The sequence below is a fragment of the Nakamurella sp. GG22 genome, assembly GCF_052976845.2.
Window position 1 is genome coordinate 35,041 of record NZ_JBRIIO020000017.1, and the last position, 22,236, is coordinate 57,276.

18 protein-coding genes, 1 tRNA gene and 2 pseudogenes are annotated in these 22,236 nt (G+C 70.1%); 13 read left to right on the top strand and 8 right to left on the bottom strand.

The features are described from left to right. Nucleotides 1–143 precede the first annotated feature (143 nt). From lipA to lipB, 3 genes are all read right to left on the bottom strand, one after another. Entirely contained in the window at nucleotides 144–1,100 is a 957-nt protein-coding gene (lipA, locus tag ACVBEQ_RS17180) for a lipoyl synthase (RefSeq protein WP_447154529.1), read from the bottom strand. Beyond that, nucleotides 1,097–2,167: a hypothetical protein gene (locus ACVBEQ_RS17185; protein WP_447154530.1), complete on the bottom strand. Its 1,071-nt coding sequence runs from the start codon at nucleotides 2,165–2,167 to the stop codon at nucleotides 1,097–1,099. The genes lipA and ACVBEQ_RS17185 overlap by 4 nt, the downstream gene beginning before the upstream one ends. A gap of 146 nt (nucleotides 2,168–2,313) precedes the next feature. Continuing rightward, complete coding sequence (lipB, locus tag ACVBEQ_RS17190) at nucleotides 2,314–3,051, bottom strand: lipoyl(octanoyl) transferase LipB (RefSeq protein ID WP_447154531.1); 738 nt, start codon at nucleotides 3,049–3,051, stop codon at nucleotides 2,314–2,316. Between the two features lie 78 nt (nucleotides 3,052–3,129). On the opposite strand from lipB, the gene ACVBEQ_RS17195 reads away from it, so the two are divergent. The 5 genes from ACVBEQ_RS17195 to ACVBEQ_RS17215 all read left to right on the top strand — a co-directional run bounded on the left by ACVBEQ_RS17195 (nucleotide 3,130) and on the right by ACVBEQ_RS17215 (nucleotide 10,716). Beyond that, nucleotides 3,130–4,581 carry a serine/threonine protein kinase gene (locus ACVBEQ_RS17195; protein ID WP_447154532.1) on the top strand — a complete coding sequence of 484 codons (1,452 nt, stop codon included), beginning with the start codon at nucleotides 3,130–3,132 and terminating at the stop codon, nucleotides 4,579–4,581. A 56-nt stretch (nucleotides 4,582–4,637) separates the two neighbouring features. Beyond that, nucleotides 4,638–5,786 carry an exonuclease SbcCD subunit D gene (locus ACVBEQ_RS17200; protein WP_447154533.1) on the top strand — a complete coding sequence of 383 codons (1,149 nt, stop codon included), beginning with the start codon at nucleotides 4,638–4,640 and terminating at the stop codon, nucleotides 5,784–5,786. Continuing rightward, nucleotides 5,783–8,770: an AAA family ATPase gene (locus ACVBEQ_RS17205; RefSeq protein ID WP_447154534.1), complete on the top strand. Its 2,988-nt coding sequence runs from the start codon at nucleotides 5,783–5,785 to the stop codon at nucleotides 8,768–8,770. The genes ACVBEQ_RS17200 and ACVBEQ_RS17205 overlap by 4 nt, the downstream gene beginning before the upstream one ends. Before the next feature lie 64 nt (nucleotides 8,771–8,834). Next, a complete protein-coding gene (locus ACVBEQ_RS17210) occupies nucleotides 8,835–9,176 on the top strand; it encodes an antibiotic biosynthesis monooxygenase (RefSeq protein ID WP_447154535.1) in 342 nt (113 codons plus the stop codon). Nucleotides 9,177–9,336: 160 nt separating this feature from the next. Then, the gene (locus ACVBEQ_RS17215) at nucleotides 9,337–10,716 is read left to right on the top strand and encodes a glycine--tRNA ligase (protein ID WP_447154536.1); all 1,380 of its coding nucleotides are present in this window, start codon (nucleotides 9,337–9,339) and stop codon (nucleotides 10,714–10,716) included. Between the two features lie 3 nt (nucleotides 10,717–10,719). Here the strand turns inward: ACVBEQ_RS17215 and ACVBEQ_RS17220 are convergent, their stop codons facing one another. Then, nucleotides 10,720–12,351, bottom strand: coding sequence for a M1 family metallopeptidase (locus ACVBEQ_RS17220; RefSeq protein ID WP_447154537.1), 1,632 nt, complete (start codon nucleotides 12,349–12,351; stop codon nucleotides 10,720–10,722). Between the two features lie 136 nt (nucleotides 12,352–12,487). Between ACVBEQ_RS17220 and ACVBEQ_RS17225 the strand changes: the two genes are divergently transcribed. The 6 genes from ACVBEQ_RS17225 to ACVBEQ_RS17250 all read left to right on the top strand — a co-directional run bounded on the left by ACVBEQ_RS17225 (nucleotide 12,488) and on the right by ACVBEQ_RS17250 (nucleotide 18,829). Beyond that, nucleotides 12,488–13,099 carry a YdcF family protein gene (locus ACVBEQ_RS17225; protein WP_447154538.1) on the top strand — a complete coding sequence of 204 codons (612 nt, stop codon included), beginning with the start codon at nucleotides 12,488–12,490 and terminating at the stop codon, nucleotides 13,097–13,099. 2 nt (nucleotides 13,100–13,101) lie between these two features. Then, nucleotides 13,102–14,367, top strand: a complete 1,266-nt coding sequence (locus ACVBEQ_RS17230) for a deoxyguanosinetriphosphate triphosphohydrolase (protein ID WP_447154539.1) — start codon at nucleotides 13,102–13,104, stop codon at nucleotides 14,365–14,367. Between the two features lie 73 nt (nucleotides 14,368–14,440). Further along, nucleotides 14,441–15,502 carry an NAD(P)-binding domain-containing protein gene (locus tag ACVBEQ_RS17235; protein ID WP_447154616.1) on the top strand — a complete coding sequence of 354 codons (1,062 nt, stop codon included), beginning with the start codon at nucleotides 14,441–14,443 and terminating at the stop codon, nucleotides 15,500–15,502. 81 nt (nucleotides 15,503–15,583) lie between these two features. Next, entirely contained in the window at nucleotides 15,584–17,581 is a 1,998-nt protein-coding gene (gene dnaG, locus ACVBEQ_RS17240; protein ID WP_447154540.1) for a DNA primase, read from the top strand. After that, a complete protein-coding gene (locus tag ACVBEQ_RS17245) occupies nucleotides 17,578–18,108 on the top strand; it encodes a hypothetical protein (protein ID WP_447154541.1) in 531 nt (176 codons plus the stop codon). The genes dnaG and ACVBEQ_RS17245 overlap by 4 nt, the downstream gene beginning before the upstream one ends. 55 nt (nucleotides 18,109–18,163) lie before the next feature. After that, nucleotides 18,164–18,829 (top strand): DUF1707 SHOCT-like domain-containing protein, encoded by a 666-nt coding sequence (locus ACVBEQ_RS17250; protein WP_447154542.1) that lies wholly within the window; start codon nucleotides 18,164–18,166, stop codon nucleotides 18,827–18,829. A 19-nt stretch (nucleotides 18,830–18,848) separates the two neighbouring features. Here the strand turns inward: ACVBEQ_RS17250 and ACVBEQ_RS17255 are convergent, their stop codons facing one another. Continuing rightward, nucleotides 18,849–19,031 (bottom strand): hypothetical protein, encoded by a 183-nt coding sequence (locus ACVBEQ_RS17255; RefSeq protein ID WP_447154543.1) that lies wholly within the window; start codon nucleotides 19,029–19,031, stop codon nucleotides 18,849–18,851. Nucleotides 19,032–19,239: 208 nt separating this feature from the next. On the opposite strand from ACVBEQ_RS17255, the gene ACVBEQ_RS17260 reads away from it, so the two are divergent. Further along, nucleotides 19,240–19,312 (top strand) — tRNA-Asn (locus tag ACVBEQ_RS17260). A 104-nt stretch (nucleotides 19,313–19,416) separates the two neighbouring features. On the opposite strand, the pseudogene ACVBEQ_RS17265 reads toward ACVBEQ_RS17260, so the two are convergent. Further along, nucleotides 19,417–19,608: pseudogene (locus ACVBEQ_RS17265) on the bottom strand (DUF3500 domain-containing protein); the annotation flags it as partial. A 46-nt stretch (nucleotides 19,609–19,654) separates the two neighbouring features. Then, a pseudogene (locus ACVBEQ_RS17270) lies at nucleotides 19,655–20,269 on the bottom strand (hypothetical protein); the annotation flags it as partial. 41 nt (nucleotides 20,270–20,310) lie between these two features. Here ACVBEQ_RS17270 and ACVBEQ_RS17275 point away from each other — a divergent pair. Beyond that, on the top strand, nucleotides 20,311–20,832 hold the full coding sequence (locus ACVBEQ_RS17275; RefSeq protein ID WP_447154544.1) for an ATP-dependent DNA ligase: 522 nt from the start codon (nucleotides 20,311–20,313) through the stop codon (nucleotides 20,830–20,832). Between the two features lie 231 nt (nucleotides 20,833–21,063). Here the strand turns inward: ACVBEQ_RS17275 and ACVBEQ_RS17280 are convergent, their stop codons facing one another. After that, nucleotides 21,064–22,170 carry a LacI family DNA-binding transcriptional regulator gene (locus tag ACVBEQ_RS17280; protein WP_447154545.1) on the bottom strand — a complete coding sequence of 369 codons (1,107 nt, stop codon included), beginning with the start codon at nucleotides 22,168–22,170 and terminating at the stop codon, nucleotides 21,064–21,066. Nucleotides 22,171–22,236 lie beyond the last annotated feature (66 nt).

Sequence of the window (22,236 nt, forward strand, 5' to 3'; positions counted from 1 at the left end):
GTTCAGGATAGTGCCCCCAGCGGCCGCGGGCGGACCCGCGGACATGTCAGGTCCAGACACGACGATGCCCCGTCCCGACGGGCACCCGAGCGGGTGCCACGCTGTCGGGGCGGGGCAGGTCGTGGACCGCTCGCCGCGGCGGGTCAGCCCGCTGCTGGCACTGTCCGGCCGAGCCGGGCATCGCGCGCCTCGGCGCCCTGCCGGTACAGCGTCCCGGCGCGGTAGGAGGACCGCACCAACGGACCCGACATCACGCCGGCGAAGCCGATGCTGCGTGCCTCGTCCGCCAGCTCGACGAACTCCTGAGGCTTGACCCAGCGCTCGATCGGATGGTGCCGCGGCGTCGGCCGCAGGTACTGGGTGATGGTGACCAGGTCGCACCCGGCGCTGTGCATGTCCACCAGCGCCTGGCTGATCTCGGCCCGCGTCTCGCCCATCCCCAGGATGAGGTTCGACTTGGTGACCATCCCCGCGGCCCTGCCCTGCGCGAGAACGTCCAGCGACTTCTCGTAGGTGAAGGCCGGCCTGATCCGCCGGAAGATCCGCGGCACCGTCTCCAGGTTGTGCGCGAACACCTCGGGGGCGGCGTCGAAGACCTGACCGAGGAGTTCCGGCTTACCGGAGAAGTCCGGCGTCAGGATCTCGACACCGGTGTTCGGAGCAGCCGCGTGCACCTGCCGGACCGTCTCGGCGTACAGCCACGCACCCTCGTCGGGCAGGTCGTCCCTGGTGACGCCGGTGATCGTGGCGTACTTCAGGTCCATCGCCCGGATGGACTCGGCGACCCGCCGCGGCTCGTCCCGATCGAGTTCACCGGGCTTGCCGGTGTCGATCAGGCAGAAATCGCAGCGCCTGGTGCACTGGTCGCCACCGATCAGGAACGTCGCCTCGCGGTCTTCCCAGCATTCGTAGATGTTGGGGCAGCCCGCTTCCTGGCACACGGTGTGCAGGCCCTCGGACTTGACCAGTGACTGCAGTTTCTGGAACTCCGGGCCGGTCCGCAGCTTCGTCTTGATCCATTCCGGCTTCTTCTCGATGGGGACCGCGGCGTTGCGGACCTCGAGCCGAAGCAGTTTGCGACCTTCGGGGGCCAGGGTCACGAGGCACCACCCAACCTCTTCTTGGCGGCCTCGACGGCCTCCGCAGAAGCATGCATGCCGTTGTCGGCGGCGTCCTTGGCGTTCTCTCCGGCCTTCTCGGCGCTGCCGGTGGCGGCGTCGAGCTTGTCCTTGGCGTCATCGGCGTCGTCGGTCACGATGACCGTCGCCGATCCGACGCCGTCGGACGAGGTGCTCTTCGCGCTGCCGGCGGCCTTCTTGGCGGAATCGACGGCGTCGCCGGCCTTGTCCTTGGCGGTGTCCAGCGCGTCCTTGGCGGAATCGAGGGCGTCGGCGGCCTTGTCCTTCGCCTTGTCCGCCGCCTCCTTCGCCGCGTCGACGGCGTCGGATGCCTTGTCCTTCAGGGTGTCGACGGCGTCGCCGGCCTTGTCCTTGGCGTCGGCGAGCTTGTCGGCCGCCTTGTCCGCCGCGTCGGCGCCCGGCTTGGTCGGCGGCGCGTAGGTCGGGGCCGGGTGGTTGTCCGGGATCGGGGTGCCACCGCCGCGCAGCTTCTTGAAGGCGTAGGCACCGCCGGCCGCGACCACGATGACGATCAGCAGCCGCCGTATGGGGTGGCCCTTCTTCTCCGTTTTCGCTGCCGTGGCGGCCGCGCTCTTGGAGGCCTTGTCCGCGACCTTGCTGGCCTTGTGTGCCGCACCGGCGGCGGAGGCCGCGGCTGCGGCGATGCCCTGGGTCACCGAGACATGCGCCTTCTCACTGGCAGCGCCGGCGAGCGCGGCGGCCTTCTCGGTCGCTGTGCCGGCGAGCGAATGCGCGCGCTTGGAGGCGGACTTCTCGGCCGACTTGGCGGCCTTGGTGGCACGGATCGAGGCCTTGTTGGCGGCCTTGCGCGCGCGTCGGCTCAGCGCCTTCGCCGATTCCTCGACCGATTCGCTGGCCTTGGTGACGTACGGGGTCGCGGCGTGCGCGGCCTCTCCGGCCAGCACCGACGCCTTGGTGGCTGCCTCACTGGTGGCATCGCTGAGCCTGTCCACGACCTTCTCGGCGATCTCTGTCGCCCGGACGGCGAGGTCGTGTGCGGTGGTGCGGTGATCCGTCGACGTGCTCATCAATAGCTCCTCATCATTCGCCTGAAACTCAGGACGTTTGCCCGCAAAACACGGGCGTCCGGTATGCCGGTTCCCCGCTACGGTCACGGCCACACCGACATCGAACGGGTCATTGTTCCATCCTCACCCGTGACCCGCTGGAGGGGTCAGCCGGGACCGGCCAGCGCCGGGTGCAGGTGCCAGTCGACGCCCGGGGTGGGGGCGATCTGCTGCTCGCGCGCGGCTGCGACGCTCACCGGCAGCCGCCCGGCCAATCCCTCTACGAGCCAATGGGTCACCGGGTCCAGCGCGTCGGCCACCGTGATGTGCCTGCCCAGCTCGACGGTCAATGAGGTCACGCCGGCGTCGGTGATCCCGCACGGCACGATCCGGTCGAACGCGGCAAGGTCCGGGTCGCAGTTCAGTGCAAATCCGTGCATCGCGACCCCGCGGGCGATCCGGACGCCGATCGCGGCGACCTTGCGTTCCGGCCGGCCACCGCCGGCCGGCAGCCAGACACCGCTGCGGCCGGCGACCCGACCGGCGTCCAGCCCGAGATCGGCGCACACGGCGATCAGCACCTGCTCGAGGAGCCTGACGTAGCCGACGACGTCGACCGGCGCGGCGAGCTTGACGATCGGATACCCGACGAGCTGGCCCGGTCCGTGCCAGGTGATCCGGCCGCCCCGATCGACCTCTACCACCGGCGTGCCGTCGGTCGGCCGGTCCTCCGGCTGGGTGCGCTTGCCCGCCGTGTACACGGCGGGATGTTCGAGCAGCAGAACGGTGTCCGGGCCCGAGTCCTCCGACCTGGCCGTCGCCAACTGGCGCTGCCGTTCCCACGCCGTCAGGTAATCCACCATTCCCGCGCGCTCGAAGAGCAGCGGAACGTTCTGGTCGCGCATGGCACGACCGTACGCCGCCGGTCCGCCCCTGTGGACAACCCGGTCGGGCAGGTGTCCGATCGTCCTAGGGTCGCGCCCATGACGCTTCGCATCGGTCCGTACGCAGCGGTGGAGCGTCCCGGCCGCGGGCATCGCGCCGCAGGATCGGTTCTTTGGCGTGGCGAGGACGAGGGCACCGGCGAGAGCGTGCTGCTGTTGGTACTGCCGGCCGATGAAGCCGCGGCCGTTTCCGCTGATGTCGAAGCGCTGACCGAGATCTGTCATCCGCATCTGCTGCCCGTCGATGATGTCGTGTCCGACGCGGAACATGTGGCGGTTGTCTCATCCTGGCCGCGTGGCGGGCGGCTGTTGGAGCTGCTGGTGCGGCACGGTCCGCTGACCGCCGCCGAGACGCTGACCGTGCTGATCCCGGTCGCATCTGCACTGGCGACCGTGCACGGTCACCAGATCCGGCACGGCGGCGTCGGCGCGGGGTCGATCTGGTTCGACGACGACGGGCGTCCACAATTGGGCGCTCCGGCGGTCGCCAGGATCGCGGCCCGGAACCAGCACGGAATGCTTTCGGACAGCAGGGATGTCGCGCCCGAGGTGGTGCGCGGCGAGCGATTGCAGCGGGACCCTCCTGGCCCTGCGGCCGACGTCTTCTCGCTGGGCTCGGTTGCCCTGTTCTGCCTGACCGGCAGGTCCGCCTGGCCGGCTGACGACCCCGCGGATGTGCTGATCCAGTCGGCGGCCGGGGTGTGGCCGGACCCACCGGACGGAGCGGCTCCGGCGGCTCTGCTCGATCTCATCCGGGCCATGCTCAGCCGGTCCCCGGATCAACGGCCCAGCGCTGCCGATGCGGCGCAACGGCTCTCGGCTGTCGGCCGCCCCGCTCCGATCAGCTTCGGCGCAAGGCCCGCCCCGGCCGCCGGGTCTGCCGACCGGTGGCTCGGCGCAGTGCCGACGGTGCCTGCCGCCATCCGCGCGACCCGACCCCCTTCCCCGAAACCTCCGGACGCAGCCTCACCCGGTCCACCCCGTTCCGGGCCCACGCGGCTCGCGCGGGCCGGGATCGCAGTCCTGGCATCTCTTCTGGTGGTTGTCTTCGTCATCCAGGCGGCGGTTTGGTCGAACGGTGGCGAGAACCCGGACGCGGCACCCGACTGGCCGCAGATCGTCGCCGACCTCGATGCCGCGCGCGGGCGTGCACTGGAAGTTGCCGACCCGGCCCTGTTGGCGGACGTCTATCTGGACGGGTCCGCCGCCGCAGCGGCCGACGCCGCGCTGATTGCGGAGCTGGCGCACCAGGGCTGGCACGTGTCCGCCGGGCTGCACGAGATCAGCAGCGTGACGCCGGTCGGTCCCGCACCGCCCGGCGAGCCGGGCTCGGTTCGCCTTGCGGTGCAGGACCGGCTGCCGTCGCGGCCGATCGTGGACGGGTCCGGGAGCCAGGTCGGGATGACGCCGGCGCGGGAGCAGCAGGAACGGATCGTGCTGCTCGACCGGACCCCCGCGGGCTACCGGATCGCCGGGATCACCGATCCCTGAGCCCGTTCCGCGCGTTGATCCCGGGGACTGTCGGACCTCGCTCCTACCGTGACCCAATGCGCCTGCTGCACACCTCCGATTGGCACCTCGGTCGGACCTTCCACGGCCAGAGCCTGCTGGCCGACCAGGAAGCTGTGCTGGGGGCCGTCGCTGACCTGGTTGCCGAGCACGGCGTGGATGTCGTGCTCATCTCCGGCGACATCTACGACAGGGCGGTGCCCTCGCCGGAAGCGGTGCAGTGCGCAACCCGCATCCTGGCGCGGATCCGGCGGGCCGGCAGCACGATCGTCGCCATTTCCGGCAACCACGATTCCGCGCCCAGGCTCGGTGCTTTCGCCGATTTCCTCGCCTCCGGCGGCCTGCACCTGCGGACGGCGGCGTCCGCGGTGGGCGCTCCGGTCGAACTCGATGACGGCCACGGTCCGGTCGCCGTCTACCCGGTCCCTTACCTGGAACCGGATCTCGCCCGCGGTCTGTGGGAATTGCCGTCACCGGCAGGCCACCAGCATGTGCTGGCGGCGGCTCTCGGCGAGGTGCGGGCGGACCTCGCCCGGCGCCCGGCGGGTACCCGCTCGATCGTGCTGGCGCACGCGTTCGTCACCGGCGCCGTTGCGGGCGGGTCCGAGCGGTCCATTGCCGTCGGTGGTGTCGAGTCGGTGAGCGCCGAGCTGTTCGAGGGGTTCGACTATGTCGCCCTCGGCCATCTGCATGGGGCACAACAGGTCACTGAGCGGATTCGCTACTCGGGTTCGCCGCTGCCCTACGCGTTCACCGAGGCCGGCCACCACAAGTGCGTCTGGCTGGTCGATCTCGGTGCCGACGGCGCCGTCGATGTCCGTCGACTCGAGCTGCCGGTGATTCGCGGACTGGCCACCGTACGGGGTCGACTGGCCGACATCCTTGACGGGCACGCCGATCTCGTCGACCACTATCTGTCCGTCGAGTTGACCGACCCGGTCCGACCGCTCGAGCCGATGCGCCGGCTGCGGGAGCGTTTCCCGCACGTCATGGTGACCCAGTGGCTGCCCGAGCCGACCGGCGGGAGCGCCGACGGCACGCGGCGGCCGCCGACGGGACACCGAGCGGACGCGGTTCTGGTGACCGATTTCGTGACCACCGCGCGGGGGAGTGCGCCGTCCGGCGGCGAGCGTCTGCTGCTGCAGCAGGCTCTCGCGGCGGAGCGCCTGGTGGAGCGCGCGCGATGAGGTTGCACCGGCTCGAGCTCAGTGCCTTCGGTCCGTTCGCGGGCACCCAGAAGGTCGACTTGGATGCGCTGGGTGCGGACGGGCTGTTCCTCATCCAGGGTGACACCGGCGCCGGGAAGACGACGCTGCTCGACGCCGTTGCGTTCGCGTTGTTCGGCCGGGTGCCCGGCGCCCGCAACGAGGCCAAGCGTCTGCGCTGCGACCGGTCGGCGCCGGACGTCGTGACCGAGGTCCGGCTGGAGGCCACGATCGGCGGCTTCCGGCTCGAGATCATCCGCCGGCCGGAGTACGAACGTCCCAAGTCGCGGGGAACGGGTACGACGATCCAGCGGGGCAAGGTGACGCTGCGCTGGATCGGTGCGGGACCGGCGGGCCGGCCCGCCGAAGGGCTGACCCGCGCGGACGAGGTGGGCGACGCCGTCATCGACCTGCTGGGCATGTCGGCCGACCAGTTCTTCCAGGTGGTGCTGCTGCCGCAGGGGGAGTTCGCGCGATTCCTGCGCGCCGACACGGCTGAGCGCGCCACCCTGCTCGAGCGGCTCTTCGACACCGGTCGTTTCGGTCGCATCGAGGAGTGGTTCGCCGCCGAGCGGCGTGAGGCCGGCGTGCGGCTGCGGGACCGGGACGAAGAGGTCCGGCAGCATCGCGCCAGGGTGGCCGAATCTGCCGGGTCCGAAGGCGGCGGCGATGAGGACGCCCCGTGGCTGGCCCTCGTTCGCGACCGGCTCGCCGACGTCGCGGACCTCGCGGTCGAAGCCGCCGTCGTCGCCCGGGAACGACGCACCCGGGCCGCCGCTGAACTCGACGCAGCAAGGGCGCTCGAAGAGCGGATCACCCGGCTGCGGCGCCTTCGACACCGTTGGCGCGAACTCGAACGCTGCCGGCCGGCCGTCGACCGTGAGCGCGAGCTGATCCAGCGGTCAACGCGAACCCCTCCGGTGGTGAGCGCGGTGACGGCGGCCGCGTCGGCCCGCGCCGGGCTGGCCGCCGCCGAACGGGAATGCGCGACTGCGCACCGTGCGCTCGGCGACCTCTCGTCGACGGTTGGTGATCCCGACCGGCTGGAGTTCGGCCTGCTCGCCGACGATCCGGTCACCGTGCACGCCGCCGCGGCCGCAGATCGGGAACTCGCGGGCACGTTGAAGGAACTGATCGCGGAAGCCGCCGAACAGGACCGGGATCTGGTCGCGCTGGCCCGGGCCCGGGGGCGTCACCACGGCGACGAGGTGGCCGCGGTCGACGTCGAGCAGCGGTTGGCCGGTCTGCCGGGTCGGATCGCCGAACTCGACAAGCGGGTGACAGCCGCGCGGTCCGCCCGTGACCTGCTGCCGGCCGCCGCCGAGCAACTCGCCGCGGCCGAGCGTGTGCGGGACGCCGCGCGGACCGTCCCGGTGCTGCAGGAGCGCGCGGCGGCCGCGCTCGCCACGGCGAATGCTGCGACCGACCGGCACCAGCAGGCGGTCGACGCCCGACAGGGCCTCGTCCAGACCAGGATCGCCGGGATGGCTGCCGAACTCGCCGGCGCGCTCGTCGCGGGCAGCCCGTGCGCGGTCTGCGGGTCGTGCGACCACCCGGACCCGGCCCATGTCGCCGCCCCCGCGGTGACCTCGGAGCAGGTGCGGGCCGCTGAGAAGGCCGAAGCCAGGGCCGCCGCCGAGCGCGAGCGGACCGCGCAGCACAGATGGGCACTGGACGCGGAACTGATGACGGCGATGCGACTGGCCGCCGGTAGGGACGTGGTCACCGCGGAGACGGAATTGGCCGACCGCGCCGCGGCCCAAGAGCGGCTCGCTGCCATCGCGCGCAACCTCGACCCGCTGCTCGGGCTGCGCGACGCCGCCACCAAGGCGCAGTTCGAGCACGGCCTTCGGCGCGAGGACCTCGCGACGACGCTCGCGGGGGGCTTGAAGGAGATCAGCATGCTGGCCCAGCGAACCGAGCGGCGCGCCGCTCGGCTGCTGAAGGCGCGGGCCGGTCACGAGTCGGTGCAGGCGCGGCGGCTTTTCCTGCTCGACCGTGCCGCGGCCTGCGATGCGGTGGTGGCGGCGGTCAACCAGATGGCCGGCGCACGCGCCGGGGCGGCCGCGGCCGATCGCGCGGTGGATGCCGCGGTCGGCGCCGCCGGATTCGCCTCGGTGGCCGACGCCCTGGCCGCCGCCGAGGTGGACGTCGCCGAGCTCGGTCGCAGGGTGCGCGCCGCCGACGACGAGTACGCATCGGTCGCCGACCAGTTGCGCGATCCGGTGCTGGCCGGTCTGTCGGAGGACCAGCACGTCGACGTCGCGGGCATCGAGGAGTCCGCACGAGCGGCAGCCGAACACGCCGAACGAGCGGTCGCGGCCGCGCACACGGCCACGGCCCGACGCGATCAGGTGGCTGCAGCGTCCCGCCGGCTGCTCGCGGCGACCCGGGAGCGGGAACCGATCAGGTCGGCCGAGGCGGAGATCGCAGCGCTCACCGACGTGATGCTGGGTCGCGGGCAGAACGCGCTCGGTATGTCGCTGCGCACCTACGTCCTGGCCGAACGGCTGCGCGAGGTCGCCGCCGCCGCCGGTCAGCGGCTGGACCGGATGTCGGCCGGCCGCTACACGTTCGTGCACTCGACCGAGCGGGAGGCGCGGGGCAAGGCCGGGGGCCTCGGTTTGGACATCCTGGACGGGTGGTCCGGGCTGGTGCGGCCGGCGAAGACACTGTCGGGCGGGGAATCCTTCCTGGCGTCCCTCGCCCTCGCCCTCGGGCTGGCCGACGTCGTGGCGGCGGAATCCGGCGGCCGGGTGCTCGACACCCTGTTCGTGGACGAGGGTTTCGGCAGTCTGGATCCCGACACGCTGGATCTGGTGATGGGCACGCTGGACGAACTGCGGGCAGGTGGCCGGGTGGTGGGGGTGGTCTCGCATGTCGACGAGCTGCGCCAACGCATCCCGAGCCAGGTCCGGGTCAGCCGGACCCCGCAGGGCTCCACGCTGACGGTGACCACCGGATGAGCGTCACCCCGACGACCGGCAGACTGGTGACCGGCCGAGCCCCGGCCCGCGAGCGGAGGTCCCGGTGTTCCTGCTGATCGCCCATTTCGCGGTCGAAGCCGCCGACGCCGAGCGCGCGCTCGCCGACGGCGCCGGCCCCGTGCGTCTGCTCGCGCAGCAACCGGACACCCGATGGCTGCGGTGGGGCCGGTCCACCGAAGACGCCGGCCGGCTCGTGCTGATCGCCGAATTCGACACCGCAGCCGCCTACCGCAGGGCCCAGTCGCCGCTGGAGGTCAGGGCGGTTCTCATTCCCTGGCTGTCCACCGCGGAGATCGACACGTCGGGGGCGTTCGAAGTGCTGGCAGCGGCGGACGGCTCTCGCTGGTGGGAGCCGGAGGTGACGGTGCCCGACCCGGGGCGCTGATCACCGTTGTGGTCACAGCCGTTGGTCACCGCCGTTTGGTCACAACGTGGGCGTGGAGTCATTAGGCTCGACGCTCGTTGACCGAACCCCGCGGAATCCACCGTCGGGGACATCGCCCGGTGGCCGGACAGGCGCTGGGCCCGCAGCACAGGAGTTCGCCGTGGCCGACCGCATCGATGCCGTTGTTTCCCTCGCCAAGCGAAGGGGATTCGTGTACCCGAGCGGCGAGATCTACGGCGGCACCCGGTCGGCCTGGGATTACGGCCCGCTCGGTGTCGAACTGAAGGACAACATCAAGCGGCAGTGGTGGAACGCGATGGTCCGCTCCCGCGACGACATCGTCGGGCTCGATTCGTCGGTGATCCTGCCCCGGCAGGTGTGGGTCGCCTCCGGGCACGTCGCCGCCTTCGTCGACCCGCTGGTCGAGTGCACGGTCTGCCACCGGCGGTACCGCGCCGACCACCTGGAAGAGGAGTACGCGGAGAAGAAGGGCCGTCAGCCGGACAACGGCCTGGCCGACATCACCTGCCCGAACTGCGGCAGCCGCGGCGCCTGGACCGAGCCCAAGGAATTCAACGGCCTGCTGAAGACCTACCTCGGCCCCGTCGAGGACGAATCCGGCCTGCACTACCTGCGGCCGGAGACGGCACAGGGCATCTTCGTGAACTACAACAACGTCGCCGCGTCGTCCCGGAAGAAGCCGCCGTTCGGCATCGGGCAGATCGGCAAATCGTTCCGCAACGAGATCACCCCCGGCAACTTCATCTTCCGTACCCGCGAATTCGAGCAGATGGAAATGGAGTTCTTCGTCAAGCCCGGCACCGACGAGGAATGGCATCAGTACTGGATCGACACCAGGACGGCGTGGTACGTCGACCTCGGTATCGACCGCGAGAATCTGCGCCAGTTCGAGCATCCCAAGGAGAAGCTGTCCCATTACTCCAAGCGGACGGTGGACATCGAGTACCGTTTCAAGTTCCAGGGCAGCGAATGGGGCGAGCTCGAGGGAATCGCGAACCGCACCGATTTCGACCTGAAGACCCACTCCGAGCATTCCGGTGTCGACTTGTCCTACTTCGACCAGGAGACCGGCGAGCGTTGGACGCCGTACGTCGTCGAACCGGCGGCCGGTGTCGGCCGGCCGATGATGGCCTTCCTGCTGGAGGCCTACGCCGAGGACGAGGCGCCGAACACCAAGGGCGGCGTGGACAAGCGGACGGTGCTGCGGCTCGACCCCCGTCTCGCACCGGTCAAGGCCGCGGTGCTGCCGCTGTCCCGGCACGCCGACCTGTCGCCGATCGCCCGGGATCTGGCCGCGTCACTGCGCCGGACCTGGAACGTCGACTTCGACGACGCGGGGCAGATCGGCCGGCGGTACCGGCGGCAGGACGAGATCGGCACGCCGTTCTGCCTGACGGTGGACTTCGACACCGCCGCGGATCAGTCCGTCACGATCCGGCACCGGGATTCGATGACCCAGGAGCGGATCGCGCTGGATCAGGTTCAGGCGTACCTCGCGGCGCGGCTGGTGGGCTGCTGAGGCTCAGTTGCCCAGGTCGCCCGGGTACCTGAACTCCGGGGCGGGCACCGTCGTCCCGCGGAACCAGGCGTCCATGAACGGCGTAACGTCCCGGCCGGCCAGCGCGTTCACCATCGTCTCGAGGTCCTCGAACGTCGCGTTCTTCCCGCCGTAGGTCGACGGCCACTGCTTGAGCAGCGTCAGGAACGCGTCGTCACCGATCTCGTTCCGCAGCGCGTGCAGAGCCAGCGGCCCGCGGTCGTAGACCCGGGTGAACTCCTCGCCCGGACCCATGTCGACCAGCGGGGACCGCCAGAAGTCCGGCTGGTCGGCGACGTTCACCATCTGCTGCTTCCACAGGTTGTCGAGATCCTGGTTCTCCACGTCGGCGGCCCACAGCCAGGGTGCGTAGGACGCGAAGCACTCGTTCAGGCAGATGTCCGACCAGCGCTGCACCGTGACGTCGTCGCCGTACCACTGGTGGGCCAACTCGTGCACCACGGTTTCGAAGCTCGCGATCCGGCCACCGCCGTATGTCGGGCGGCTGGCCGTCTCGAGGGCGAAGCCGATGTCCAGCCCGGTGAAGATGCCGCCGGCCGCCTGGAACGGGTAGGGCCCGAAATAGGTCGACAGCAGGTCGACGATCCGGGCCGTGCTCTTGGCGAGACTGGTCGCGTCCGGATTCGCGTCGGCGGCGATCGCGGAGACCACTGGCGTGCCGTCGGCCAGTTCGCCTTCCACCACGGTGAAGTCGTCGATGTAGATCGTCGTCAGGTAGCTGGCCACCGGCTCGCTGAGCTCCCACCGGTAGATCTCCTCACCTGCCTCCGGCGTCGGCAGATCCGTCTGCTGGACGCCGTTGGACATCACCTTCCAGCCGCTGGGGACCGTGGCGGTGACGGCGAACGACGCGGTGTCCGCGGGGTGCTCGTTGACCGGGTACCAGGCCGACGCGCTGAACGGCTCGCCGGTCACGACCGCGCCGCCGGAGGCCGTGCGGTACCACCCGCCGTCGCTGAGTCCCGATGTGCCGCCGCTGATCAACCCGGGATTGCCGCCGTAGGTGACCGTGATCGCCAGCGGCGCCCCAGACGGAACCAGCTCCGCGGGCGTGACGACCAGTTCCGCCTCGTCCTGCTCGAAGGTGGCGGGCGCGTCGTTCACGGTGACATCGGTGACGGTGAGCGCGGGCTGCAGGTCGAGGTTGAACTGAGTGAGCCCGTCGTCCGACAGCACCGTGCCGTCGAGTTGCGCCGTGGACTGCAGGTCGTTGGTGTCCGGTTCGTAGCGCAGATCGATGTCGTACGAGTCGATCTGGTAGCCGCCGTTGCCCGAGGTCGGGTAATAGGGGTCCCCGATACCGACGTCGCCGATGGTCCCGTCCGAGCCGTCGGAGTCTGCCGCCGCGCTCGACGAACTGGGCGGCGAGGAGTTGGACGGGGAGGAACTGGGCAGCGTCGGCCGGGGCGGGCTCGGTCGCGACGGGCTCGTCCGGGGCGTCGCCGAGGTAGGAGAGGGCGGCGCTGTACTGGACAGTGCCCCGCTGGGCGGAACGGAGCCGGTGACCGCGGACCCCGCCACGGTGGACGAGCAGGCGGCGGTCAGCGCCGCGGCGAGGAGCACAGCGGCAAGCCGGCGGGAGGACGAACGGGGCATGACGGCACCGTACAAGGCGTCCCTGTCACTCCCCGGCTCATGGAGTGAGAGGCGGATGGGAGCGTCGGTCCGCCTGGCATGATCGGTTGCCGGCGGCCGACCGGCGCCGATCCACGATCCTGCGCCCGGAGGTCACGTGCGAACCCTGCCGCGCTACCTCGGTGGCGCCGTGCTGGTCACCGCGCTGATCGTCGGTGGCGTCGCCGTGCGTGTCGTGCAGACGGGTTCGGCCGACGAGCGGGCGGCGGCCGATGCGATCGTCGTGCTGGGCGCCGCCCAGTACGACGGCGAACCGTCGGCGGTGTTCAGGGCGAGGCTCGACCACGCTGCCGAGCTCTACCGGGAGGGCGTCGCCCCGCGGATCCTGACGGTCGGCGGCGGCCGGACCGGCGACCGAACGACCGAGGGCGCGGCCGGAGCCGACTACCTGGCGGCCGACGGCATCGACCGTTCCGTGCTGCTTGCTGTCGGGACCGGTGACGACACCCTGGCCAGCCTGCGGGCGACCGACGAACTGCTGGACGACAACGGCTGGCGGTCGGTCGTCGTCGTCACCGACCCATGGCATGCCGCGCGTGCCGCCGCGATGGCGACCGATCTCGGCTTGTCGGTGCAGGTGTCGCCCGTCCAGCAGGGCCCGGCGCTCGACAGCGACGTCCGGCTTCCCTATGTGCTGCGGGAAACCCTGGGCGTTCTGTACTACCGGCTCACCGGCGGCTCCTCCGGCGCGGGAACGACCGTGATGTAGCGATGACCTCTCCGCACTCAGCCACCTACGACGCGTTCGACCTGGAGCGACTCGTCGTCGAACCGGAGAAGACGGCCGGCCTGCCGGAATCCGCCGGCGCCGGCGGGCGCAGCGCCTTCTCCCGCGACCGGGCCAGGGTGCTGCATTCCGGCTCGTTCCGCCGGTTGGCCGGCAAGACCCAGGTGGTCGCTCCCGACGAGGACGCGGTGCCCCGGACCCGGCTCACCCATTCGCTGGAGGTGGCGCAGATCGCCCGCGAGATCGGTGAACAACTCGGCTGTGACGCCGATCTCGTAGATCTCGCCGGTCTGGCCCACGACATCGGGCACCCGCCGTTCGGCCACAACGGGGAGTCCGCGCTGGACGCCGTCGGCGCCCCCGCGGGGGGCTTCGAGGCCAATGCGCAGAACCTGCGGCTGCTCAGCCGGCTCGAGCCCAAGATCATCACCGACGATGGTCGGACCGCCGGGCTGAACCTCACCCGGGCATCCCTGGACGCGGTCATCAAGTACCCGTGGCAGCGACCGGTAAGGGGCGGCAAGTTCGGCGTCTACACCGACGACGCCGCGGTGTTCGAGTGGGTCAGGGCGGGCCGCCCGGCCGACCGCCGGTGCAGCCTGGAGGCCCAGGTGATGGACTGGGCCGACGACGTGGCCTACTCCGTACACGACGTCGAGGACGGTGTCAGCGCCGGCCGGATCGACCTCGGCCGGCTCACCCACCCGGACGAAAAGGTCGCGGTCGCCGTTGCGGCACAACAGTTCTCCGGCGAGTCGATCGACGATCTCGGTGCCGTGCTCGACGGTTTGCTCGCGCTACCCGTGGTCGGTGCGGCGATGGGTCACCGGCCCGGCCCGGTCGCGGACGCCGCCGTCAAACGCCTCACCAGTGAGCTGACGGGCCGGCTCGCGACGGGTGCGATCGCGGCGACCCGGGCGGCTGCCGGCCCGGGGCCGCTCCGCCGTTTCGACGCGGACCTTCGGGTGCCCGATGTGCTGCGAGCTGAGGTCGCGCTGCTCAAGGCGATCGCCCGGCGCTACGTGATGGCCGATCCCGCCCGGTTGGCGATCCAGCAGCGGGAGCAGCGGTTGCTCACCGAACTCGTCGTCAGGACGGCGGAGCTGGGATCGGCGGCGCTCGACCCGATGTTCGCCGGCTCCTACGACGCCGCGGGCGGCGACGCGGAGAAGCTGCGCATCGTGCTGGATCAGGTATCGCTGCTGACCGACGCGCAGGCAATCACCCGGCACCGCCGGCTGATGCGCTGAGCCGGCCGCAGCCGTGTCCCGATCCACCTGGAACGAAGCAATTCCGCGGTCGGGCACTGCGTTGACAAGCACTGTGGACCTTCTCGACTCGATCGTGATCGGCGCCGGCCAGGGGGGCCTGTCGGCGTCGTATCACCTGCAGCGGCTCGGCATCGAGCACGTTGTGCTGGACGCCGACGAGGCGCCGGGAGGCGCCTGGCAACACCGGTGGGACTCGCTGACCATGGCGGACGTGCACGGAGTGGCCGCGCTGCCCGACTCGCGCTCGCCTGGGGGCTCGGCCGCCCGAGCCAACGAGATCGTGCCTGAGTACTTCGGCGCCTATGAACGCCGCCATCAGCTCCCGATCATCCGGCCCGTTCGCGTCGACAGCGTCCGCGACGAGGACGGCGTCTTGGCCGTGCGGGCCGATGACAAGCAATGGCGTGCAAGGACTATGGTGAACGCGACCGGAACCTGGTCGCGGCCGTTCGTGCCGCACTACCCCGGGATGGAGTCCTTCCGCGGGGAACAACTGCACACCGCCGACTATCCGGGACCGCAGCATTTCCGGAACCGGCGGACGGTCGTGGTGGGCGGCGGCGCGTCCGCCGTCCAGTTCCTCGGGGAGCTGGCGCCGGTCACCGAAACGCTGTGGGTCACCCGTCGCGAGCCGGTCTGGCGCACCGACGACTTTACACCGGACGCCGGCCGCGCCGCCGTCGCCCTCGTCGAAGACCGGGTGCGCAAGGGTCTTCCGCCCGCGAGTGTGGTCAGCGTGACCGGTCTGGCATTACGTGAGCAGGAACGCGCGGCCGAGCAGCTCGGCGCCTACCAGCGCCGGCCGATGTTCACCTTCGTCGAACCGACCGGGGTGCGGTTCGCCGACGGCACCTTCGAACGGGCCGACGTCATCCTGTGGGCCACCGGCTTCCGGCCCGCCGTCTCACACCTCGGCGCACTGCGTTTGCGCTCGCCTCATGGCGGCATCCAACTCGACGGCACGACGGCCGTCGCCGATCCGCGGATCCAGCTCGTCGGGTACGGGCCGTCGGCGAGCACCATCGGTGCGAACCGGGCCGGCCGGGTGGCCGCTCGCGGGGTCGCCCGATGGCTGGACCGGCACGCTGTCGACAAGCTCAGCGCGGCGGTCTGACGGCGGAGCCGCAGGGCTGACCGATCCGCGGAGGTGCACAACCGGCGAGCGGCACCGGGCAGCGGACATAGACTCGCCTGCGTGGCGGGGCGGATATCGGAAGCGGACAAGGAACGGGTCCGTGACGCCAGCCGCATCGAGCAGGTGGTGGGGGAGTACGTCGCGCTGCGCAATGCGGGCGGCGGCAACCTGAAGGGCCTGTGCCCGTTCCACGACGAGAAGACCCCCTCCTTCCAGGTCACCCCGGCGCGGGGCTACTACCACTGCTTCGGCTGTGGGCAGGGCGGCGACGTCTTCCGGTTCCTGCAGGAGATCGAGCAGCTGACGTTCGTGGAAGCCGTGCAGAGGCTGGCCGAACGGTTCAACATCCCGCTGACCATGACCGAAGGCGGCACCTCCACCCGCGCCGAACGCGGGACCCGCCCGCGCCTGCTCGCCGCGAACAAGGCGGCCGCCGAGTTCTACGCCGCGCAGCTCACGGCGCCCGAGGCGGAGACGGCCAGGAACTTCCTGGCGGAACGGGGATTCGACCTGGCGGCCGCCGCGCATTTCGGCTGCGGCTACGCCCCCGAGGGGTGGGACAAGCTGGTCAAGGCGCTGACCTCGGCCGGGTTCTCGCTGGAGGAGCTGTACCGGGCAGGACTGGCCAAGCAGGGCCAACGCGGGCCGATCGACCAGTTCCACCGCAGGCTGCTGTGGGCGATCCGGGACAGCTCCGGCGACGTCGTCGGCTTCGGCGCGCGGCGGCTGTTCGACGACGATCGGCTCGAGGCGAAGTACGTCAACACAGCGGAAACCATGCTGTACAAGAAGTCTCAGGTGTTGTTCGGTCTGGACCTGGCCAAGCGTGACATCGTCCGGCAACGCCGCGTGGTGGTGGTCGAGGGCTACACGGACGTGATGGCGATGCACTCGGCCGGCGTGACCACCGCGGTGGCGTCCTGCGGCACGGCTTTCGGCGACGAGCACATCAGCGTGCTGCGGCGGTATCTGCTGGATTCCGACGTGATCAGGGGCGAGGTGGTCTACACCTTCGACGGTGACTCCGCCGGGCAGAAGGCAGCGCTCAAGGCGTTCGACTCCGACCAGCGTTTCGCCGCCAACACCTTCATCGCGGTGGCCCCGGCCGGGATGGACCCGTGTGAGCTGCGACAGTCCAAGGGAGACGAGGCGGTCCGGGCGCTGGTCGAGAACCGCACCCCGCTCTTCGCCTTCGCGATCCAGACCACCCTCGATCATTACAACCTCGACACCGCCGAGGGGCGAGTCGCCGCCACCAACGCCGCCGTCCCGCTGGTGGCCGGCATCAAGGAGCAGACGCTGCGTGACGAGTACGTCCGGCGGCTCGCCGGGCTGCTGGGTTCGGAGCTGACGCCCATCCAGCAGCGGATCCGGGAGTTCGACGCGACCGCGGCGCGGACGGCGCGACAGGCCGACCGCCGGCCGCCGGCTCCCGATCCGCGAGAGCGCAAGGCCCGCAACGGTTCGCCAGCGCAGGACCTACCGCCGGAGCCACCGGAGACCGACCTCGAACCCCCGCACGACCTCGACCACGAAGGCGCCGGCACCCCGCCGGTCCTCCTCGAACGTCCGAATCCTTCCGACCGGTCGTTCCTGGTCGAACGCCAAGCGCTCCAGTTGGCTTTGCAGCGACCGGATCTCGTGGTCGACGGGTACCCGCATGTGCGGGTCGAGGCCTATACGAACCCGGCCTACGCGGCGGTCCACGAGGCGATCACCGCGGCCGGAGGACCGCCGGGCGACGGATCGACCGCGGCCTGGGTCGACGCGGTCGCCGAACGGCTCCCTGCCGGCGTTCTGCGGTCATTGGTGACCGAACTCGCCGTGCAGGCGCCGCCGGTATCGCCCCTGCAGGTGAATGCCCGCTACGCAGGTGCCATCGTCGCCGGGATGGCCTTGCGGGTGGCGATCGCCGACGAGCGGGACCTGCGATCTGCGCTGCAGAGGGCAGAAGCCGCCGGTGACCGGGATCGGGCCGGTGAGCTGCAGGCGGACTTGCTCGCCGTCGCGAACTACCGGCGCGCGTTGGCCGACCGGGCGCGGGGGGATTCCGTATGAGGTGGCGGCCCTGGCAGCGCCGAACCCTTCCCGGCGCCCTCACCGAAGCCCTGGACAAAGACGAGCAGGTGCTCGTTCTCGCCGATCTGGAGGGTGCGGGCGTGCTGGCCGCCAGCCGGTTCGGGCTGTGGCTGGTCGAGAACGACAAACCGACCCGGCTGGGGTGGGAGCTGGTCGCCAAGGCCTCGTTGGCCGGGTCCACGCTGTTGATCACGCCGACCCATGTTGTGGACGAACTACCCGACGGCACCCAGGTGCTCGTCGACGACCCGGTCCGGCGGTACCAGCTCGCGGGTCGCACCGGCCTCACCGACGTCGTTCACACCAGGGTGCGGCGATCGGTGGCGGCCAGTACGCACCTCCAGCACCCCGGCGCCGCAGGGTGGGTGGTGCTTCGGCGGATGCCCGGCCGGGACGGCCTGGTCAGGCAGGTCCGGCTCGACCCGGGCGCCGACGTCTGGGCGGCAGGCTTCCCGGAGGCGGTGGACGCGGTCGCGGCCGAGCTGGAGTCCAGCGGCCCGGAATGATCGGGGCTTGAATTGCCCGAGGACCGAGAACGATCACCGGGCTAAGCTTTTGCACGTGACAGATGCCTCCGACGCGCCGTTCGATCCCGGAAAGCTCCGCGCCTCCGACGCCGATCGCGAGGCGGTGGCGAAGGTGCTGCAGACGGCGATGGCGGAAGGCCGGCTGAGCGTCGCCGAACTGCAGGAGCGGCTGGACACCGTGTATGCGTCGAAGACACTCAGCGAGCTGGAGCCGATCACCTGGGATCTACCCGGCCATGCTGCGCTGGTTCCGCGGGTGCCAACGGTGCCGCAGACCCGGCCGAACCTGAACAAGTCCACACCCTCGTCCGCCGTGTCAATCCCGATCGGTGGCGTTCCCACCTCGACGGTCGCGGTCGGGATCATGTCGGGAGCAACCCGCAACGGGCCGTGGGTGGTGCCCGCTCAGTTCACCGCGCTGGCCCTGATGGGCGGGGTCGACATCGATCTCACAAAAGCAACTTTCGCCGAGCAGGTGGTCACCATCACGGCTGTCGCGGTGATGGGCGGCATCGACATCGTCGTACCCGAGGGTGTCACCGTGCAGGTGAACGGCGTCGGCTTCATGGGGGCGTTCGAGGACAACGCGAACCAACGCGGACCCGCTGACGGGCCGGTGGTGCGGATCAACGGGCTCGCGCTGATGGGTGGGGTGGACGTCCACCGTCCGAAGAAGAGCCGCGGGCAGCTGGAGGACTAGGTCGGCTCTGCGCCAGCGGTCAGTACCCGCCGTCCTTCGAGAAAACACGGGACACCTTGGCCTGGACAAAACCGGCCGCACCCTGCACCGCAGGGTGATCCGCGACGCTGGAGCTCCACCGCTGGATCTGCTCGTAGCGCTCACGGCCAGCTCTGGAGCCCAGCACGTAGCCGATGGCGATCCCGACGACCAGGCGAATCATCCCTGGAACCTCCTTCGTGACGGCCGGCGACCCGGACTCGTCGGGTCAGTCTTCCCTATCCCGTACCGGTTCCGACGCGCGGCTGCCCGCTTCCTGCCCGAGTCGGCCGTTCGGTCCCTATCGCGTCGTCGCAGGGCGACGGCCGGTTCGGATCACGGCTTGTTCTGGGCTATTCTGGTCCAGCGTCACCGCTAGCCGGCGGCGCCGGTCCTCCGTAGCTCAATTGGCAGAGCATCCGACTGTTAATCGGACGGTTACTGGTTCGAGTCCAGTCGGGGGAGCAAAGGCCCAGGTCAGAAGCCCAGAACACCATCAATGGGCCCTGGTTCGCTTCAAACGGCACAGAAAAGGCACTCAAAAAGCTCATCCGTACGTACTCCTGGCGTCAGCCGCTGGAGGTTGCGGTGCCGCCAGGGGCGCCGGAGGGTGGAGTTCCGCCACCGCCTGCGGCGCCTATTCCGCCCGTTGTTGCCTGCTGGGTGACGCTGTTGGCGTAGTCGTTGGTGGGGTCGCGGTAGATGGTGTGCACGTGGCCCCAACCGGACGTGTTGACCCCTTCGACGTCGGCTCCGCAGGCCGCGAACATAGGCGGCGGCGAGTTTGCCGGTGAGCAAGGGGTCCTCGGAATAGGCATCGAAGAGTCGGCCGCCGAGCAGTGAGCGGTGCAGGTTGTTCGTCGGCCCGAGGACCACGTGAACGCCTTGCGCCATGGCGTCTTCGGCGAGCAGGGTGCCGACCTCGTAGGCCGTGTCCTCGCTCCACGCGGAGGCGAGCAGGGTGGCGTTGGGAAACAGCGCGACGGTGCGTCCGCCGCTGAACTTCAGGCCGCGGCCCCCGGTTGGACCGTCGGACAGGGCGACGGTGCGCAGACCGATCGACGGTTCAGCGCCGAGGGTGAAGACGTCACCCCACCGGTGAGTAACCGAACCTTCGCGGGAAGGTCGAGAGTCTCGATCAGATGGTCGTAGTCGGTCGAGGATTGTTGATCGGGATGGGTGATTCGGGTTGAGGTCACGGGGTTCCTTCGCTGGTGGACGGCCGCCCGAGTAATGCGGGGGGCGTGATGTGTTCTGGGGGGATTTGAGAACATCGGGGGACGGGCCACGAAGGCCCGTCCCCAGCTGCTCAGGAGTTGGCCAGAACCGTGACCGGCGCTGTTCCAGGGTGGCGGTGACCTTGCGGACGTCCCGCGGGTACACGAAGTACAGGGTGGTGAGCAGGGCGGCGTTGACCAACATGAGGACGACCAGCACCCACAGGAACACGGTCTGGATGCCAAGTGAGGCCGCGAGCTGACCGGCGCCGAGGGAGAACGCGGCCCGGCCGATGGCGCGGACAGGACCTGCGCGACCGACCCTGGGACGAGCGGCAGACCGCGCTCGAGGAACTGGGCACCGGGTGGGTGCCGCCGTTGCAGCTGACCCCGGTCACCGACGACGTCGAGCTGGCCCGGCACTGGATGCAGCTGTACCGGCCGGCCGGCGTGGAGGGGATCGTCGCCAAGGCTGCCAACGGCCGGTACATCCCCGGTGAACGAGCCTGGGTCAAGGTTAAGCAGCGCAACACCTTTGATGTCGTCGCGGGTGCCGTCATCGGGCCCATCGAGCACCCGACCGCCGTCGTCGCCGGCCTCTACATCGACGGTGAGCTGACCATCGTCGGCCGCGCCGGGCAGCTCGCCGACCGCCACGCCCGCCTCCTCGCCGAGCGGCTCACTCCGGCGTCACCGGATCACCCGTGGCCGGATCGGATGCTGGCCAACCGGTTCAGCCAAGGCAGCGAACCGAGATCGGCGGCGTGATTCTGATGGGGTCGCCGCGTCAGTGAAATCGGAGTGAGCGCGGCTGACAAGTCCCTGGCATGACCTTGGCTCCGGACGTCATGCGATTGCGCCTCGAGCGGCCCGGAGACCGGGCGGCAGTGACACAGGCGCATAAAGCAGCGGTCGGTGACCAAGGCACTGTTGTTGACCTCTTGAACGACCCGCGTTCGGTGGATTCAGTGTCATTGATTCACATTCAATTGGCGCCCGTCAGCTTGCGCGGAGGGTCGAGGCTCTCTGTTTGAGCTCAATGGGGATGGTCGTCGGGTTCTGATGCTCTTGTTTCTTCAATGCCAAGCCCAGCAACAGCGCTGCTTCGGCGCCCATTTGGCGCGGGTTGAGGTTTAGTGCGGTGATTGGTGGGGCGGAGGACTGCATGACGGTGCTATCGACCCCGGCGCCAATTAGTAAGTCCGCTGGCGTTCGGAGGCCGCGCTCCATTGCTGCCTGCAGCGCACCGACTGCTCCGCCGTCGGGCAGGACCACCACAGCGTCGACTGCCGATTGATCAAGGACCCGATGTGTTGCCTCCCGGACCATGTCGACGGTGCTGATGAACGGAACGGTGATAAGCAGCTCGGCGGCACCAGCTGTTCGGCAGAAATCCTGATACTCCGACCGCACAGTCGCTGACCAGCTGCTGTTCGCCGGTGGGGCGATCAGGGCGATCAGGCCTGCGCCCTGGGCAACAAGGTGATTTAGCAGAGCCTTCACGCCGGGCCGGTGGTCCCCGACGACGGAGCCCGCGTGTACCGCTCCGGACGGGTCGTCCTCGCAGGTGACAATAGTGGTGCCGGCGTCGACCAGCGCGGCAATTGTGGGGTCGTCCAGGACGGGGTCCACCACGATCATGCCGTCCACCGGCATCTGGGACATCGCCTTCGGTGACGATCGTGCAGGTACCAGAGTGAGCGAAAAACCCTGGGCCATAGCCGCTTCCGCGGCCCCGAAAGCCAACTGCATGTAGTACTCCAACGTCAGCACCTGGTCCGGGAGGCACAACCCCATCGTCCCTGTGCGTGACGTGCGCAGGTGCCGGGCGCTCGGGCTGGGGGAGTAGCCGAGGGCGGCGGCCGCCGCGGCCACCCGCTGCCGTGTCTGTGCACCCAGTCTCCCGCTGCCCGAGAGTGCTGCGGAAACCGTCGTGACGGACACCCCGGCCTCTCGGGCAACGTCTCGGATGGTGACGCGTCGACCGGAGCCGTGTTCGCCCGTCCGGTTCTCGGACATGAGCCTCCCCGGGAGCGTTGACGGTAAGCGAAGAACTTGAAGAAACGTTACCGCAACCTCTTGACAGGCCTCTGTCGCGGCCGCCATAGTCGTCTAAACCGAATCACATTCGGTTCCTGATCTTGGTCCAGCGAACCCAGCCCTCCAGCCGTA